Genomic DNA, 14,915 nt, shown 5'->3' on the forward strand with positions numbered 1-14,915 from the left:
CGCATCGATGCCTGCTGAAACCGATCGCGGGTTCACGCTCATCGAGATCATGGTCGCACTGGCCGTGTTCAGCCTCGCAGCGATGGCGCTCGTAAGGCTGGAGAGCGCGACGATCCGCGGCGCGTCGATCCTCGACGACACGCTGGTCGCGCAGATGGTCGCACGGAACGTCGCGATCGACGCGGTGACGCAGGCGCAGCCGCCGACCGCGGGGACCGTGACCGGCGCCGAGACGAATGGCGGGCGCCGCTGGGCCTGGACGCGGTCGGTGCGCGCGATGGGCGGATCGTCCGTCTTGCGGATCGACGTGGCGGTCGCGGATCGCGGCGGCGCGGTGCTCGGCCGCCTCACGATGATCCGCCCCGCCCCGCGCCAATCCGCGACGACGGTGACGACGTCATGACCGCGCGACCCACGGTGCGCTCCGCCGAACACGGCTTCACTTTGGTCGAGGTGATGGTCTCGCTGCTGATCTTCGGCATGATCGCGGCGGCGGGGGTGGCGATCCTGTCGTTCAGCGTGAAGGCGCAGAGTGCGACGGGAACGAAGCTCGACGATCTCGGCGCGCTGACGCGGACGATGTCGATCCTGTCCGCCGATCTCGGCCAGGCGGCGCTGCGGGGCACGCGCGACGAATCCGGCGCCCCCTTGCCCGCCTTTGTCGGCGAGAGCGGATCGGACGTCGCACCGATGCTCCGCCTCGTCCGCGGTGGCTGGACCAATATCGACGGCGCGCCGCGCTCGAGCACGCAGAAGGTGGCGTACCGGGTCGCGGACGGCGCGCTGCAGCGGATCGCCTATCCGATGGTCGACGGCGCGCCGCCGCTGCCGCCCGCCGTGCTGCTGCCCAATGTCCGCCAGGTCCGGCTGCGCTACCGGCTCGGCGGCGCGTGGAGCGACCGCTGGGACGGCGTGCAGGGCGTGCCCTTGCCCGAGGCGATGGAGCTGAGCGTCCAGCGCACCGACGGCCTGGTCTATCGCCAGCTGTTTCTCGTCGGATCGGGCTATGCGCCGCCCGCGCGGGAGGTCCAGAATGAAGCCCCCTGAACAAGAGCGGGGCGCCGCGCTGCTGACCGTCCTCATGCTCGTCGCGATCGTCGCGGTGATGGCGGGGGCGGCGCTCGAGAAGCTGCGGTTGTCGACGCGGCTCGCGGGCAATGCCGCGGCGGGGGAGCAGGCGCGCGCCTATGCGCTGGCCGCCGAGACGCTGGCGCTGACGCGGATCGACGCGATGCTGGGCCCCAATGTGAAACGCGTGACGTTGCAGGGCGACTGGAGCGGCAAGCCGTTCGGCATGCCGCTGCCCGGCGGCGGCTTTGCGACGGCGCGCGTGCGGGACGGCGGCAACTGCTTCAATCTCAACAGCCTGGTGAGCGGCCGTGCCGGCGCCTATGTCACCGACCCGCTGATGCGGCCGCAATTCGTCCGGCTGATGCGGCTGCTCGACATCCCCGCGCAGGTCGGTGAACAGATCGCCGCGGGCGCCGCCGACTGGATCGACAGCGATCAGGACCAGCAGGCGATGGGCGCGGAGGACGGCGCCTATCTGAACCGCGAGACGCCCTATCGCACCGCGGGCACGCTGATGACCGACCCGAGCGAACTCCGCGCGGTGGTCGGCATGACGCCGCAAATCTATGCGACGCTCAGGCCGTGGATCTGTACATTGCCGGTCGCGCAGGCCGCGCCGATCAACGTCAACACGCTGCTCCCCGAACAGGCGCCGATCCTGGCGATGCTGTTTCCCGACACGATGTCGATCGCGGGTGCGCGCCAGATGATCCTGCAACGCCCGCCGCAAGGGGTCGCGACCACCGACGTGTTCTTCAAGAGCGCGGCGTTGCAGGGCAATGCCAATGCGGATGGCGAACGGGGGACGGCAGTGGTGTCGAAATGGTTCACGCTCGATATCGACGTGACGGTGGGGACGACGGTTTTGCAGGAACAGGCACTGATGGACGCGACGACGCTTCCCGCGCGGCTCGTATCGCGGCAATGGGGCGAGCCATCATGACCACGCTCCTGTTCCTTCCCTCCGGCGCGACCGGCTTTCGATGGATGCGGATCGCCGACCAGCGCATCGTCGCGCAGGGCGAGGGGATCCCGACCGCCGATGATCGCGGCGACCTGAACGCGGACCACGGCGTCATCGCGGTCGCCCCGGCGGAGGCGGTGACCTTGCACTGGGCCGAGCTGCCGTCGCGTAGCGCCGCACAGGCGACCGCCGCCGCCAGGCTGCTCGCGGCAGAGGCGAGCGCGGCGCCGCTCGGCGAACTCCATGTCGCGGTCGGGGACGAGGGGCAGGGCGACCGGCCGATCGGCGTGGTCGGGATCGAGGCGATGCAGGGCTGGTTGCGGATGCTCGCGGCGGCCGGCGTCGACCCGGTGGCGATGCTCCCCGCACCGATGCTGCTGCCGCGCCCCGACGAGGGCTATGTCCGCGCCGAGCTTGCCGGCGACACGGTCGTGCGCGGAACGTCGACCGGATTTGCCGACGAACCGGGGCTGACCGCGCTGGTCACGGGTGACACCCCGCCGGTGGCCGTCGAGCCCGCCGCGCTCGAGGCGGCGCTGGCGGCGGCGGTCGCGACATGGCCGCTCGACCTGCGGCAGGGGATCTTCGCGCGGCGGCGGCGATTCGCGCTCGACTGGGCGCTGATCCGGCGGCTGGCGGTGCTGTCGGGGCTGATCCTCGCGGTGACGCTGGCGATCACGCTCGTCCGGATCGCGAAATACAGCTTCGGCGCGGACATGATCGAGGCGCAGACCGAACAGGTCGCCCGCTCCGGCCTGCCACGCGGCGAGACGGTGAACGATGCCGGGCGCCAGCTTGGCGAACGGCTGTCGCGCGTGCGCGGACCGGGGCTGGGCTTCAGCACGACCACCGCCACGATCTTCGCCGTGGTCCAGGCGACGCCGGGCAGCGAGATTACCGCGCTCGACTTCCAGCCGAACGGGACCGTCCGGCTGGGCGTCGCGGTCGAGCGGGAGGCGCTGGCGACCGATCTCAGGAGTGCACTCGAGCGTGCCGGCTTTGCGGTGCAGGCAGGCGTCTTCCAGGCGGCGGCAGGGCGCGTGTCGGGCGAATTCACGATCACGGCGGGCCGTGCAGGCGGAGGCGAGGGCGCATGACCGGGTTGCGGCACTGGTTCGAGGGGCGATCGCTGCGCGAGAAGCGGCTGTTGCTGGTGATGGCGGCGCTCGCGGTGCTGACCCTGCTCTGGGGCGCGGTGATCCGGCCGGTCGGCGACGGCCTGTCGAGCGCGCGCGAACGCCATGCCAACGCCGTGACCCGGCTCGGCGAGACGCAGGCGATGGTCGCGGTGCTCCGCGACGCGCAGCGATCGCGGCCCACGCCGCTGACGGGGTCGCTCGATGCGATCGTGCGGACCCAGGCGGATCTGGCGGGGTTCGCGATCACCAGCCTCGACCAGGAGGGCGCGGACCGGGTGCGGATCGTGATGCCGTCGGCGCGGCCGGGCGCGCTGACCGCATGGCTGGCGCGGCTCGAGCGCGCGGGCATCCTGGTCGACGCACTGACCATGACCGACAAGGGTGACCGTACGGTGAGCGTGACGATGACGTTGAAGGCGCGCGCCGCATGAGCGACAGCGCACGCTTCGTGGGCGTCGGCGCACGCCGCGTCACGCGGATCCGGTTGCGGACCGGCCCGACCGCCATGTTCGGCGGCATGCTGCTGCTCGCACTGATCGTGTTCCTGCCGATGCGCGCCGCGCTCGGCTGGGTCGGGATCGAGGATGCGGGCCTCGTCGCGCGCCGCGTGACGGGCACGATCTGGGGCGCGACGCTGACCGATGCGCGGTTCGGCGAGCTGTCGCTCGGCGACCTCCATGCCCGGCTCGCGCCCTTGCCGCTGCTGGCGGGTCGCGCGCGGATCGTGCTGGCCGGGCCCGAGACCGATCCGCGGCCGCTGCGCGGATCGGCGAGCGTCAGCCGCCACGGATTCGGCGTCGATGATCTGACCGCGACGATCCCGACCGGCGCGGTGTTCGCGCCGGTGCCGGTCACCACGCTCGATCTCGACGGCGTGACCGTGCGGTTCGCCGACGGCCAGTGCGAGCGTGCCGAGGGGCGGGTGCGCGCGACGCTGGGCGGCGAGGTGGCGGGGATCACGCTGCCGCAGTCGGTCAGCGGTACGCCCAAATGCGAGGGCGACGCGCTCATCGTGCCGCTCGCCAGCCAGGCGGGGACCGAGGGGATCACGCTGCGGATCGACGGCACGGGCCGCTACCGCGCGGTGCTGACGCTGCAACCGACCGACCCGATCGTCCAGCAGCGGCTCGAATCGATCGGCTTCGTGCGCGGAGCCGGCGGCTATAGCCAGGCGATCGAAGGCAGTTTTTGACGACATTCGACGCCGCGCATGATCGCGGCGCTTGACGGACCCGAACAGCCCGCTTAGGGGCACGGGCCTTCGCGGCGATCGTAGTTCAATTGGTTAGAGCGTCGGCTTGTGATGCCGGATGTTGCGGGTTCAAGTCCCGTCGGTCGCCCCATTATTTTCCCAACTGCTTGGCCTTGCGCCGCTTTGTGCTGGTAAAACCGGCCGGAAAATAATATTTCAGGTTTAAGCAATTTTCTTCTTCCTGATGGAGCCGGCGATGACAGCGGTTTGGGACCTTCCCGATTTCGACGACCATGAGGGCGTTCACGTCTTCACCGATCCGGTTTCGGGTCTCCGCGCCGTCATCGCGCTGCATTCGACCAAGCTCGGGCCCGCGGCCGGCGGCACGCGCTTCTGGCATTATGCGGACAATGGCCGCGCGGTGACCGACGCGCTGCGCCTGTCGCGCGGCATGAGCTTCAAGAACGCGATGGCCGGGCTCGAGCTCGGCGGCGGCAAGGGCGTCGTCCTCGCGGCCAAGCCCGGCGACGTGATCACCACCGAACAGCTCGAGGCGTTCGGCCGCGCGGTCGAATCGCTCGGCGGCCGCTATGTGACCGCCGAAGACGTCGGCATGTCCGAAGAGCGCATGAAGGTGATCGCGACCCAGACGCGCTACGTCTCGGGCCTGCCGGTCGCGAGCGGTGCGGCGGGCGGCGATCCGGGGCCGTACACGGCGCTCGGCATCTATCTGGGCGTCAAGGCGGCGGCGCAGCGCGGGCTCGGCGCAACCGACATGAAGGGCGTGCGAGTCGCGATCCAGGGCGTCGGCTCGGTCGGCGGCGGGCTCGCCCGGCTGCTCGCCAAGGACGGTGCGGTGCTGACGCTCGCAGACGTCGACGAGGGCCGCGCGCAGGCGCTGGCGGCCGAGCTCGGCGCGACCGCAGTCCCCGCCGAGGCGATCCTGACGACCGACACCGATATCTTCAGCCCGAACGCGCTGGGGGCGATCCTGACCGAAATGTCGATCGCCGCGCTCAAGGCCAAGGTCGTCGCGGGCGGCGCGAACAATCAGCTCAGCGTCCGCGAGGACGGTGCGCGACTGCATGCACGCGGCATCCTCTATGCGCCGGATTACGTGATCAACGCGGGCGGCATCATCAATGTCGGGCTCGAATATCTCGGCCAGGGTGACGAAGCCGAAGTGAAGGCGCGGATCGCACGCATCCCCGAGCGGCTGATCCAGGTCTGGGACGAGAGCGACCGCAGCGGCGAACCGTCGTCCGACGTCGCCGATTCGATCGCAAAGCGCCTGATCGGCCGCTAAATCCTTCTCCCCTCAGGGGAGAAGGTGGCGCAAGGCGCCGGATGAGGGGACGTTGGCGCGAGCAACCCCAGCCCCTCATCCGCTCCCTCTCCCCGGGTGGGGAGAGGGGCTTTAAGTCCGTCACGACTTGCCATAGTGGTAACACCCAGTGGCCACCCTGCACGCCCTTGCCAATCCCGCGCGCTTCCTGAAGATCGCCAGGCCGCTGACGCCTGCGCTGTTCTGGGCGGGCGTCGCGCTGATCGCGCTGGGCTGCTGGGCGGGACTGACGCAGACCCCGCCCGACTATCTGCAGGGCGAGACGGTGCGGATCCTCTACATCCATGTTCCCGCCGCCTGGCTCGGCATGGGCGGATGGAGCGGGATCGCGATCTCCAGCATCATGCTGCTCGTCTGGCGTCACCCGCTGGCCGGCATCGCCGCACGCGCGATCGCGATGCCCGGCGCGGTGTTCGCGGCTTTGTGCCTGATGACCGGCTCGATCTGGGGGCGGCCGACCTGGGGGACGTGGTGGCAATGGGACGGGCGGCTGACGTCGATGCTGCTGCTGTTCTTCGTCTATCTCGGCTATATGGCGCTGGCGAAGGCGGATGCGGACCGCGGCGGCGACGGGCGCGTGCCCGCGCTCTACGGTGTGGCCGGATCGGTGCTGCTGCCGATCATCCGCTATTCGGTGATCTGGTGGAACACGCTGCACCAGGGGCCGAGCATCGGGCTGACCAAGTCGACGATCGACGGCGCGATCCTCTGGCCGCTGCCGATCATGCTCGCGGGCTTCACCTTCGTCTTCGCGGGAATCGTGCTGATGCGGATGCGGACCCTGCTCGCCACCGCCAAGGCCGAGGCGCGGATGCGTCGGATGGCCAGAGCGTGAAGGTGCGCGCATGACCGCCTGGCCGTTCGTGATTGCCGCCTATGCCGTGACGCTGGGCGGCGGCGCCATCGTCGCACTGCTCAGCTATCTCGCGATGCGGAAGGCGGAGCGATGAAGGCCAAGCATCAGCGGCTCACCCTCGCGCTGTTGGCGCTCGGCGCGGTCGTCGTCGCGGGGCTGCTCGCCCTGTCCGCGCTGAAGGATCAGGCGTCGTTCTTCTATGCACCGTCCGACGTGAAGCGTGACGGGCTGCCGCTCGGCCGCGCGGTCCGGCTTGGCGGGATGGTCGCGGACGGATCGGTCAAGCGCGCCGCGGACGGCGTCACCGTCCACTTCACCGTCACCGACGGCGCCGCGACCACTCCGGTGGTCTTCGCCGGGATCGTCCCGAACCTGTTCCGCGAGAAATCGGGGGTCGTCGCCGAGGGGCAGTTCCAGCCCGACGGCCGCTTCGTCGCGTCCAACCTGCTCGCCAAGCATGACGAGAAATACATGCCGCCTGAAATGGCGGGCAAGATGCACGAGACCAAGACGCTCGCACCGGACCGCGGTTCATGATCGCCGAAGCCGGACTCGCGGCGCTCTGGCTCGCCGGCGCGCTGGCAGCGCTGCAATTGGCGATGGCGGTGATCGGGATCGCGCGCGGCCGCGACGACGTTGCCGCAGCGGTACGGCCGGTGGCGATCGTCCAGGGCGTGCTCGCCGCGCTGGCGATGGCGCTGCTGATCAAGCTGTTCCTCGAGTCCGACATGTCGGTGAAGCTGGTCGTCGAGAACAGCCATTCGGCGAAACCCTGGCTCTACAAGTTCGCCGGCGCCTGGGGCAATCACGAGGGGTCGATGCTGCTCTGGGTGACGATCCTGGGGCTGGCGGGCGGCGCGGTCGCGATCTTCGAACGGTCGCTGCCCGAACGCACTTTGGTCGCGACGCTCGGCGCTCAGGCGACGATCGCGCTCGGCTTCTATGCGTTCCTGCTCTTCTCCTCCAACCCGTTCGCACGGCTGACCCCAGCGGCACCCGACGGGCTCGGGCTCAACCCGCTGCTCCAGGACCCCGGCTTGGCGTTCCACCCGCCGACGCTCTACACCGGCTATGTCGGGCTTTCGGTCGCCTTCTCGTTCGCGGTCGGTGCGCTCGTCACGCGTGACGTCGGGCCGGGCTTCGCCAGGGCGATGCGCCCCTGGGTGCTGATCGCGTGGATCTTCCTCACGCTCGGGATCACCGCGGGCAGCTACTGGGCCTATTATGAGCTCGGCTGGGGCGGCTGGTGGTTCTGGGATCCGGTCGAGAATGCGTCGCTGATGCCGTGGCTCGCGGCGACCGCGCTGCTCCATTCGGTGACGGTGCTGGCGACGCGCGACGGCCTGCGCGCCTGGACGATCATGCTCGCGGTGGTCGCCTTCTCGATGTCGATGATCGGCACGTTCCTGGTGCGCTCGGGCATCCTGACCAGCGTCCACGCCTTTGCGGTCGATCCGGAGCGCGGCGCGTTCATCCTCGCGTTGCTCGCCATCTATATCGGCGGCGCGCTCGCGCTGTTCGCCGCGCGGATCGGTACCGTGCGCGCAGGCACGACCTTCGATCCGGTCAGCCGCGAGGGCGGGCTGGTCGCGAACAACCTGCTGCTGTCGGTGATCCTCGGCATCGTCCTGATCGGCACGCTCTACCCGATCGTCGCGGCGAGCTTCGGCGTGCAGCTGTCGGTCGGGCCGCCCTTCTTCAACAAGGCGGCGGGACCGATCGCGCTATTGCTGGTCGCGGTAATGGCGGTCGGGCCGCTGCTGCGCTGGCGCCGTGACGAGGCGAGGGCGGTCGTCGGCCGGGTCGCGCTGCCGATCGCCGCGACCGTGGTGGCGGCGGTCGCGCTGCTGTTCGTCTGGCCGGGCGTGCTGCCCTGGGCAGGGCTCAGCCTCGCGGCGGGCCTCGCAGTGGCGAGCGTCGCGCCCCTGTGGAAGCGCAATCTCCGGCGCACGCCGATGTTTACCTATGGCATGGTCCTCGCGCATCTCGGCATCGCGGTCAGCCTGGCGGGCATGGCGTCCGACAGCGCATTCACCAAGGAAACGCTGGTCGCGGTGCGCGCAGGCGAAGCAGCGCGCGTCGGGCCCTATAGCGTCACGCTCGACGGGATTTCGCCGGTGATCGGCGAGAACTGGTCCGCGCTCGAGGCACAGCTGACCGCGACGCGCGCAGAGGACAGCACGCGGCTCCACCCGCAGCTCCGCTTCTTCGCCAACCCGCCGACCAGCACCAATGAATCGGCGATCCTGACCGCGCTCGACGGTCAGCTATATACCGTGCTCGGCCAGCCCGACGGGCAGGGGCGGTGGCAGTTGCGGCTGTGGTGGAAGCCGTTCGTGACGCTGATCTGGTTCGGCGGCGTGCTGATCGCGCTGGGCGGCGCGCTGTCGCTGGTCGGGCGGCTGCGTCGCGAACGGCGCAGCGCAGTCCGGGCGGCCTGGGCATGAAGCGGTTCGCGCTCTGGGCGCCGCTCGCGATCTTCGCCTTGCTGTTCGCGGTGGTCGCGAGCGGGCTGTTCCGGCCGGCGGACAAGGTCGTGCGCTCGGCGATGGTCGGCAAGCCGCTGCCCGATTTCGCGCTGCCCGCGATGGTGCCCGGCAAGCCGGGTCTGACCAGCGCCTCGTTCAAGGGCGGTCAGCCGCGACTGCTCAACGTGTTCGCCAGCTGGTGCGTGCCCTGCATCGCCGAGGCCCCGCACCTGATGCGGCTGAAGACGATGGGCATCCCGATCGACGCGATCGCGATCCGCGACACGACCCCCGCGATCGCCGGCTTCCTGCGCCGCAACGGCGATCCCTATGCGCGGATCGGCAGCGACACCGCAAGCCGGGTCCAGCTCGCGCTCGGCTCGTCGGGCGTGCCCGAAACCTTCGTGGTCGACGGCCGCGGGATCGTCGTGAAACAGATCATCGGCGACATCCGCGAGGACAATATCGGCGAGATCGTCCAGGCCGTCAGGGAAGCCCGATGAGCGGGCGGTCAAGCCTTGCGCTGGCGGCAGGCGCGACGGTCGCGGCGCTGCTGTTCTCCGCCGCGCCCGCCGCTGCGCAGCCCGTCACGCCGCCCGCACATTACGCCAATGTCCAGCTCGCCGATCCCGCCAAGGAAGCCTCCGCCAAGGCGCTGATGGAGACGCTGCGCTGTCTCGTCTGCCAGGGCCAGTCGATCGCCGACAGCGATGCGGACATGGCCGCGGACATGCGCGCGCTGGTCCGCGAACGGATCGCGCGTGGCGAGACGCCCGCCTCGGTCCGTGATTGGCTGGTGTCGCGCTATGGCGACTATGTGACCTATGACCCGCCGCTGTCGGGGCTGACCTGGCCGCTATGGCTGGCGCCGATCGCGCTGCTGGCGATCGGCGCGTGGATCGCGCGATCGAGTTTCCGCCGGAGGACGCGCTGATGGGCTGGCTCTGGCTCGGGATCATCGCGGTCGGGGCGTTCGCGCTGCTGGCGGTGCTGAGGGTCGACCGGCTGCTCTGGTCGATGGTCGCCGCCGCGCTGATGCTCGGCGCGGCGGGCTATGCGCTGCAGGGCGAGCCCGGGCTCACCGGGCATCCGGTCGTGACGGGCACGACGATCACGCCCGATCACGGGTCGATGATCGAGCTGCGCGACAAGATGCTCGAACGCTATACGGGTGCCGCCGCCTATCTGGTCGCGGCGGATGCGATGACGCGGATCGGTGAGCGTCGCGCAGCGGTGAAGGTCCTGCTCGGCGGGATCCGCGTCGCGCCGAAAAGCCTCGTTCTGTGGACCGGGCTCGCCAATGCGCTGGCCGCGCATGACGGCGATCAGGTCTCGCCACCGGCGTTGTTCGCGTTCCAGCAGGCGATGCGGATCGCACCGCGCCACCCGGCGCCGCCCTTCTTCCTCGGCCTCGCCTATGTCCGGTCGGGCAATTTCGCGGCGGGGCGACCCTATTGGGCCCGCGCGCTCGCGCTGACGCCGAAAAGCGTGTCCTATCACGACGAGATCGCGGTGCGCCTCGCGCTGCTCGATCAGGTGATGGCCGCACAGGACGCCGCGCCGGCGAGCTGACCAGGCCACCGACGCAAAACGGGACCCGGATCGTCCGGCGCGATGCCGGCGATCCTGGGTCCCGTTCCGTGCCGCAAAAGGGCTTACTGGCCGCGGCCGGTCTTGCCCTGAAGCTCGTCGATCTTCAGCGAGGCATTGGCCTTCGTCAGCGATTCGTCGAATTCCTCATGCGCCTCTTCGGACAGCGTCTTCAGATAGCTGGCCTGTGCGCCGGTCATCTTCTCGTCGCCGGTCGTCCAGTCGTGCGGATCCTTCTCGGCGTTCGAAAAGGGCTCGGACTTGGGGTTCGGGGTGTCGGACATGCGTGAAATTCCTTCCGCCTGTCCAACCCCCGTGTTCCGCATCCGTTCCCGCTTAATTCGACCAAGCTTCGTAAGGTAAACCCAGATCATCCGCGACCGCCTTGTACGCGATCTTGCCCTTGTAGACGTTGAGCCCGTTGGCGAGATGCTGGTCGGCCTTCATCGCGGCTTCCGCACCCAGATTGGCGAGCTTCAGCGCGAACGGCAGCGTCGCGTTGTTGAGCGCGAAGGCCGAGGTGCGCGCGACCGCGCCGGGCATGTTGGCGACGCAGTAATGGATCACGCCGTCGACCTCGAACACCGGATCCTCGTGGGTGGTGGCATGGCTCGTCTCAAAACAGCCACCCTGGTCGATCGCGATGTCGACCAGCACCGAGCCGCGCTTCATCGTCTTGAGCATCTCGCGCGTGACGAGCTTGGGGGCTGCCGCGCCGGGGACGAGAACCGCGCCGATGACGAGATGCGCGTTCTTCACCGCCGCCGCGATCGCCGCCTTCGACGCATAGGCGGTCTTGATCTGGCTCGAGAAGAACATGTCGAGCTCGGCAAGGCGATCGTTCGAAATGTCGTAGATCGTCACGTCGGCACGCATCCCGACCGCCATCTGCGCCGCGTTGACGCCCGACACGCCGCCGCCGAGGATCGCGACCTTGGCAGGCGCGACACCGGGGACGCCGCCGAGCAGGACGCCGCGGCCGCCCTGTTCCTTTTCGAGATAATGCGCGCCGACCTGCACCGACATGCGGCCCGCGACCTCGGACATCGGCTTCAGCAGCGGCAGGCCGCGGCGATGGTCGGTGACGGTCTCGTACGCGATGCAGGTCGCGCCCGACTTCATCAGCCCTTCGGCCTGCGGCTTGTCGGCGGCGAGGTGAAGATAGGTGAAGAGCAGGTGGCGCGGTTCGAGCATCGCGATCTCGACCGGCTGCGGCTCCTTGACCTTCACGATCATGTCGGCGGCGGCGAACACCGCGGCGGCGGTCGGCAGGATCGTCGCGCCCGCGTCGACATAGTCCTGGTCCTCGAAGTCGATGCCCGACCCGGCCTGGGTCTCGACGACGACCTCATGGCCCGCGGCGACCAGCTCGGCGACCGACGGCGGGGTCAGACCGACGCGATATTCGTGATTCTTGATTTCTTTGGGAACACCGACGCGCATCATTTCCACTCCATTATCTTTGACCGCAGTGTAGCGCGCATCGACCGGGAAGGGTTCGCAAAGCCGTCCCGCTGCCCTATCAGATATGGGAGAATATTGCACTCAGACACGATGAAGCAGGAAAATTGTGAGTATCGCGATCGAGCGCAGGATCCTGGACCTGCTGGCGGCCAATTCCGACCTGACCAGCGCCGAGCTGGGCGAGGCGGTCGGCCTGTCGCCGAGCGCGGCGCATCGCCGCGTCGCGCAGCTGCGTGAGAGCGGCGCGATCACCGGCTATCGCGCGATCCTGTCGCGCGCGGCGCGCGGCGATCCGAGCATCGTCCTGGTCAACGTCACGCTGCGCGACCAGCGCAAGGAGACGATGGCGGCGTTCGAGGCGGAGATCGTGAACTGTCCGCAGGTCGTGCAATGCTTCCTGATGAGCGGCGAGGCGGATTACATGCTCCACGTCGAGCTCCGCCGCGGCGAAACGTTCGAACGCATCCACCGCGAGACGCTGTCGCAACTGCCGGGCGTCACGCGGCTGGCCTCGCATTTCGTGATTCGCGAAGTCGTCACGCGCTGACGTTTTCCTTCGCACGTTGGCCACGCACGGCGACGCCCGTTACTGATAGCTCCCTACTTCCAACAGGCGAAGCGGTGTGATCAGCCCCGGTTAATCCACGTTGCCAGCGGTCCCGTTGCCGCTCTCCAACCCCCATGCTAAATGCGCCAGCTTGGGGCACAGGGTGAAATCGGAATTTCGATGATGATTGCTGCACTTCCGGGTCGATTCACCGTCCAGTGAGCGTCGATCCCACAGCCGCGGCGTCGACCGTGCCCCCCGCCGGTCTCGATCCGGATACCGGCCACCATCATGCGGACGGCATGCTGAAACTCGCCTTTGGCGCGATCGGCATCGTCTTCGGCGATATCGGCACGAGCCCGCTCTACGCGTTCCGCGAGACGTTCGCCGGGCACCACAAGCTCGCGCTCGATTCGGCACACATCATGGGCGTCATCAGCCTGATGTTCTGGTCGATGATGATCGTCGTGACGGTGAAATACGTCATCATCATCATGCGCGCGGACAACAAGGGCGAGGGCGGCAGTCTCGCCCTGCTCGCGCTCGTCTCGGGCAAGACCAAGACGCGGCGCTGGAGCAAGGGGATCATCCTGCTCGGCGTCTTCGCGACCGCGCTGTTCTACGGTGACAGCATGATCACGCCCGCGGTGTCGGTGCTGTCCGCGGTCGAGGGGCTCGCGGTCGCTGCGCCGAGCTTCGCCGGGCTCGTCCTGCCGATCGTGATCGCGATCCTGATCGCGCTGTTCTGGGTCCAGAAGAGCGGCACGGCGCGAATCGGCATGGTGTTCGGGCCGATCATGCTGGTGTATTTCAGTGTGATCGCGGTGCTCGGCATCCTCAGCATCATCCAGACGCCGGGCGTGCTCTGGGCCTTCTCGCCGCATTACGCGGTCGAGTTCTTCCTGATCGACCCGACCCGCGCCTTCCTCGCGCTCGGCTCGGTGGTGCTCGCGGTAACCGGCGCGGAGGCGCTCTATGCGGACATGGGGCATTTCGGTCGCCGGCCGATCGGCATCTCCTGGCTGTTCTTCGTGCTGCCCGCGCTCATCCTCAATTACATGGGGCAGGGCGCGCTGCTGTTCCGCGATGGCGAGGCCGCGCTCGTCAGCCCGTTCTACAATCTCGCCCCCGAAAGCCTCCAGCTGCCGCTCGTCCTGCTCGCGACGATGGCCGCGGTGATCGCGTCGCAGGCGGTGATCTCGGGCGCGTTCTCGGTCACGCAGCAGGCGATCCAGCTCGGCTTCATCCCGCGGCTGCGGATCGAGCATACCAGTGCCGCGACCGCGGGCCAGATCTACATCCCGCTGGTCAACGGTGCGCTGATGGTGATGGTGATCCTGCTGGTGCTGTTCTTCCGCACCTCGTCGAACCTGACCAGCGCTTACGGCATCGCGGTGACGGGGGCGATGCTCATCGACACCTGCCTGCTCGGTGTCGTGCTGTTCCGCCTGTGGAACTGGCCGAAGATCGCGGCGATCCCGTTGCTCGCGATCTTCTTCCTGGTCGACGGCGCCTATCTGGCCGCGAACCTGACCAAGGTGCCCGATGGCGGCTGGTTCCCGCTGCTGATCGGCCTCATCATCTTCACCTTCCTGACGACCTGGTCGAAGGGGCGCCAGCTGATGATCGACCGGATGCGCGAGGCGGCGATGCCGATCAAGGTGTTCATCGGCTCGGCGGCGAACTCCGCGTCGCGCGTGCCGGGGACCGCGGTGTTCATGACCTCGACTTCCGACGGCGTGCCGCATGCGCTGCTCCACAACCTCAAGCACAACAAGGTGCTGCACGAGCGCGTGATCCTGCTGACCGTCAAGATCGTCGGCCAGCCCTATTGGCCCGCGCACGACCGTGCGGTGCGCGACGAGCTCGGCGACGGCTTCCACCGCCTGATCCTGCGCTACGGCTTCATGGAGGATGCCGACGTCCCCGCCGCGCTGCGCCAGGTGCACAGCTGCGGCGCGGACTTCAAGATGATGGACACCAGCTTCTTCCTCTCTCGCCAGACGCTGCTCGCCTCGGACAAGCCGGGGATGATGCTCTGGCGCGAAAAGCTGTTCGCATGGATGCTGCGCAACGCCGAAAGCGCGATGGAATTCTTCCGCCTGCCGACCAACCGCGTCGTCGAGCTCGGCAGCCAGATCGAGATTTGATCGGATCGTTGTAACGCCACCGCTCGCTGCCGAACACGTGCACCTCCCCGGCGGAGGCCGGGGTCCAGGTGGAAAGGTCGCAGTGACGGAGCGCGGCCTGCGTCAGCAACGTTTCCCAACTGGACCCCG

Annotated in this window: 17 protein-coding genes and 1 tRNA gene; 16 read left to right on the forward strand and 2 right to left on the reverse strand. The window is 68.8% G+C overall.

Annotation, left to right across the window (positions count from 1 at the left end; all coding sequences use genetic code 11):
* Nucleotides 1-7 precede the first annotated feature (7 nt).
* From gspI to sphst_RS19425, 14 genes are all read left to right on the forward strand, one after another.
* Entirely contained in the window at nucleotides 8-403 is a 396-nt protein-coding gene (gene gspI / locus sphst_RS19360; RefSeq protein ID WP_031440015.1) for a type II secretion system minor pseudopilin GspI, read from the forward strand.
* On the forward strand, nucleotides 400-1,047 hold the full coding sequence (gene gspJ / locus sphst_RS19365) for a type II secretion system minor pseudopilin GspJ (protein ID WP_107046009.1): 648 nt from the start codon (nucleotides 400-402) through the stop codon (nucleotides 1,045-1,047). The genes gspI and gspJ overlap by 4 nt, the downstream gene beginning before the upstream one ends.
* Nucleotides 1,034-2,014, forward strand: a complete 981-nt coding sequence (gene gspK, locus sphst_RS19370) for a type II secretion system minor pseudopilin GspK (protein WP_107046010.1) — start codon at nucleotides 1,034-1,036, stop codon at nucleotides 2,012-2,014. Before gspJ ends, gspK begins: the two co-directional genes overlap by 14 nt.
* Nucleotides 2,011-3,132, forward strand: coding sequence for a type II secretion system protein GspL (gene gspL / locus sphst_RS19375; RefSeq protein ID WP_107046011.1), 1,122 nt, complete (start codon nucleotides 2,011-2,013; stop codon nucleotides 3,130-3,132). Before gspK ends, gspL begins: the two co-directional genes overlap by 4 nt.
* A complete protein-coding gene (gene gspM, locus sphst_RS19380; RefSeq protein ID WP_107046012.1) occupies nucleotides 3,129-3,605 on the forward strand; it encodes a type II secretion system protein GspM in 477 nt (158 codons plus the stop codon). Before gspL ends, gspM begins: the two co-directional genes overlap by 4 nt.
* Nucleotides 3,602-4,366: a type II secretion system protein N gene (gene gspN / locus sphst_RS19385; protein ID WP_056680337.1), complete on the forward strand. Its 765-nt coding sequence runs from the start codon at nucleotides 3,602-3,604 to the stop codon at nucleotides 4,364-4,366. The genes gspM and gspN overlap by 4 nt, the downstream gene beginning before the upstream one ends.
* Before the next feature lie 74 nt (nucleotides 4,367-4,440).
* Nucleotides 4,441-4,517: transfer RNA gene (locus sphst_RS19390), tRNA-His, on the forward strand.
* 105 nt (nucleotides 4,518-4,622) lie between these two features.
* The gene (locus sphst_RS19395; RefSeq protein WP_199849028.1) at nucleotides 4,623-5,672 is read left to right on the forward strand and encodes a Leu/Phe/Val dehydrogenase; all 1,050 of its coding nucleotides are present in this window, start codon (nucleotides 4,623-4,625) and stop codon (nucleotides 5,670-5,672) included.
* A 148-nt stretch (nucleotides 5,673-5,820) separates the two neighbouring features.
* On the forward strand, nucleotides 5,821-6,546 hold the full coding sequence (gene ccmC, locus sphst_RS19400; RefSeq protein ID WP_031395337.1) for a heme ABC transporter permease CcmC: 726 nt from the start codon (nucleotides 5,821-5,823) through the stop codon (nucleotides 6,544-6,546).
* Between the two features lie 111 nt (nucleotides 6,547-6,657).
* Nucleotides 6,658-7,104, forward strand: coding sequence for a cytochrome c maturation protein CcmE (gene ccmE, locus sphst_RS19405; RefSeq protein ID WP_031395338.1), 447 nt, complete (start codon nucleotides 6,658-6,660; stop codon nucleotides 7,102-7,104).
* Nucleotides 7,101-9,014, forward strand: coding sequence for a heme lyase CcmF/NrfE family subunit (locus sphst_RS19410; RefSeq protein ID WP_107046014.1), 1,914 nt, complete (start codon nucleotides 7,101-7,103; stop codon nucleotides 9,012-9,014). Before ccmE ends, sphst_RS19410 begins: the two co-directional genes overlap by 4 nt.
* Entirely contained in the window at nucleotides 9,011-9,538 is a 528-nt protein-coding gene (locus tag sphst_RS19415) for a redoxin family protein (protein ID WP_031440727.1), read from the forward strand. Before sphst_RS19410 ends, sphst_RS19415 begins: the two co-directional genes overlap by 4 nt.
* Nucleotides 9,535-9,969, forward strand: a complete 435-nt coding sequence (locus sphst_RS19420; protein ID WP_107046015.1) for a cytochrome c-type biogenesis protein — start codon at nucleotides 9,535-9,537, stop codon at nucleotides 9,967-9,969. Before sphst_RS19415 ends, sphst_RS19420 begins: the two co-directional genes overlap by 4 nt.
* Nucleotides 9,930-10,607, forward strand: coding sequence for a tetratricopeptide repeat protein (locus sphst_RS19425; protein ID WP_234387757.1), 678 nt, complete (start codon nucleotides 9,930-9,932; stop codon nucleotides 10,605-10,607). The genes sphst_RS19420 and sphst_RS19425 overlap by 40 nt, the downstream gene beginning before the upstream one ends.
* Before the next feature lie 83 nt (nucleotides 10,608-10,690).
* On the opposite strand, the gene sphst_RS19430 is transcribed toward sphst_RS19425, so the two are convergent.
* A complete protein-coding gene (locus sphst_RS19430) occupies nucleotides 10,691-10,909 on the reverse strand; it encodes a DUF3072 domain-containing protein (protein WP_031392959.1) in 219 nt (72 codons plus the stop codon).
* A gap of 52 nt (nucleotides 10,910-10,961) precedes the next feature.
* Entirely contained in the window at nucleotides 10,962-12,068 is a 1,107-nt protein-coding gene (gene ald / locus sphst_RS19435) for an alanine dehydrogenase (RefSeq protein ID WP_031392958.1), read from the reverse strand.
* Nucleotides 12,069-12,195: 127 nt separating this feature from the next.
* On the opposite strand from ald, the gene sphst_RS19440 reads away from it, so the two are divergent.
* Both sphst_RS19440 and sphst_RS19445 read left to right on the forward strand, forming a co-directional pair.
* Entirely contained in the window at nucleotides 12,196-12,636 is a 441-nt protein-coding gene (locus sphst_RS19440; protein WP_031392957.1) for an Lrp/AsnC family transcriptional regulator, read from the forward strand.
* A gap of 302 nt (nucleotides 12,637-12,938) precedes the next feature.
* Complete coding sequence (locus tag sphst_RS19445; protein ID WP_107046031.1) at nucleotides 12,939-14,786, forward strand: potassium transporter Kup; 1,848 nt, start codon at nucleotides 12,939-12,941, stop codon at nucleotides 14,784-14,786.
* Nucleotides 14,787-14,915: the final 129 nt, after the last annotated feature.

It is taken from the genome of Sphingomonas sp. STIS6.2, from assembly GCF_000732685.2.
Classification (GTDB): domain Bacteria; phylum Pseudomonadota; class Alphaproteobacteria; order Sphingomonadales; family Sphingomonadaceae; genus Sphingomonas; species Sphingomonas aerolata.

Coding starts and splice junctions, on each gene's coding strand:
- sphst_RS19395 (WP_199849028.1), top strand. CDS start 4,623: ATGACAGCGGTTTGGGACCTTCCCGATTTCGACGACCATGAGGGCGTT.
- gspM (WP_107046012.1), top strand. CDS start 3,129: ATGACCGGGTTGCGGCACTGGTTCGAGGGGCGATCGCTGCGCGAGAAG.
- sphst_RS19445 (WP_107046031.1), top strand. CDS start 12,939: ATGCTGAAACTCGCCTTTGGCGCGATCGGCATCGTCTTCGGCGATATC.
- sphst_RS19430 (WP_031392959.1), bottom strand. CDS start 10,909: ATGTCCGACACCCCGAACCCCAAGTCCGAGCCCTTTTCGAACGCCGAG.
- sphst_RS19410 (WP_107046014.1), top strand. CDS start 7,101: ATGATCGCCGAAGCCGGACTCGCGGCGCTCTGGCTCGCCGGCGCGCTG.
- gspN (WP_056680337.1), top strand. CDS start 3,602: ATGAGCGACAGCGCACGCTTCGTGGGCGTCGGCGCACGCCGCGTCACG.
- gspK (WP_107046010.1), top strand. CDS start 1,034: ATGAAGCCCCCTGAACAAGAGCGGGGCGCCGCGCTGCTGACCGTCCTC.
- ccmE (WP_031395338.1), top strand. CDS start 6,658: ATGAAGGCCAAGCATCAGCGGCTCACCCTCGCGCTGTTGGCGCTCGGC.
- ald (WP_031392958.1), bottom strand. CDS start 12,068: ATGCGCGTCGGTGTTCCCAAAGAAATCAAGAATCACGAATATCGCGTC.
- sphst_RS19415 (WP_031440727.1), top strand. CDS start 9,011: ATGAAGCGGTTCGCGCTCTGGGCGCCGCTCGCGATCTTCGCCTTGCTG.
- gspJ (WP_107046009.1), top strand. CDS start 400: ATGACCGCGCGACCCACGGTGCGCTCCGCCGAACACGGCTTCACTTTG.
- sphst_RS19420 (WP_107046015.1), top strand. CDS start 9,535: ATGAGCGGGCGGTCAAGCCTTGCGCTGGCGGCAGGCGCGACGGTCGCG.
- gspL (WP_107046011.1), top strand. CDS start 2,011: ATGACCACGCTCCTGTTCCTTCCCTCCGGCGCGACCGGCTTTCGATGG.
- gspI (WP_031440015.1), top strand. CDS start 8: ATGCCTGCTGAAACCGATCGCGGGTTCACGCTCATCGAGATCATGGTC.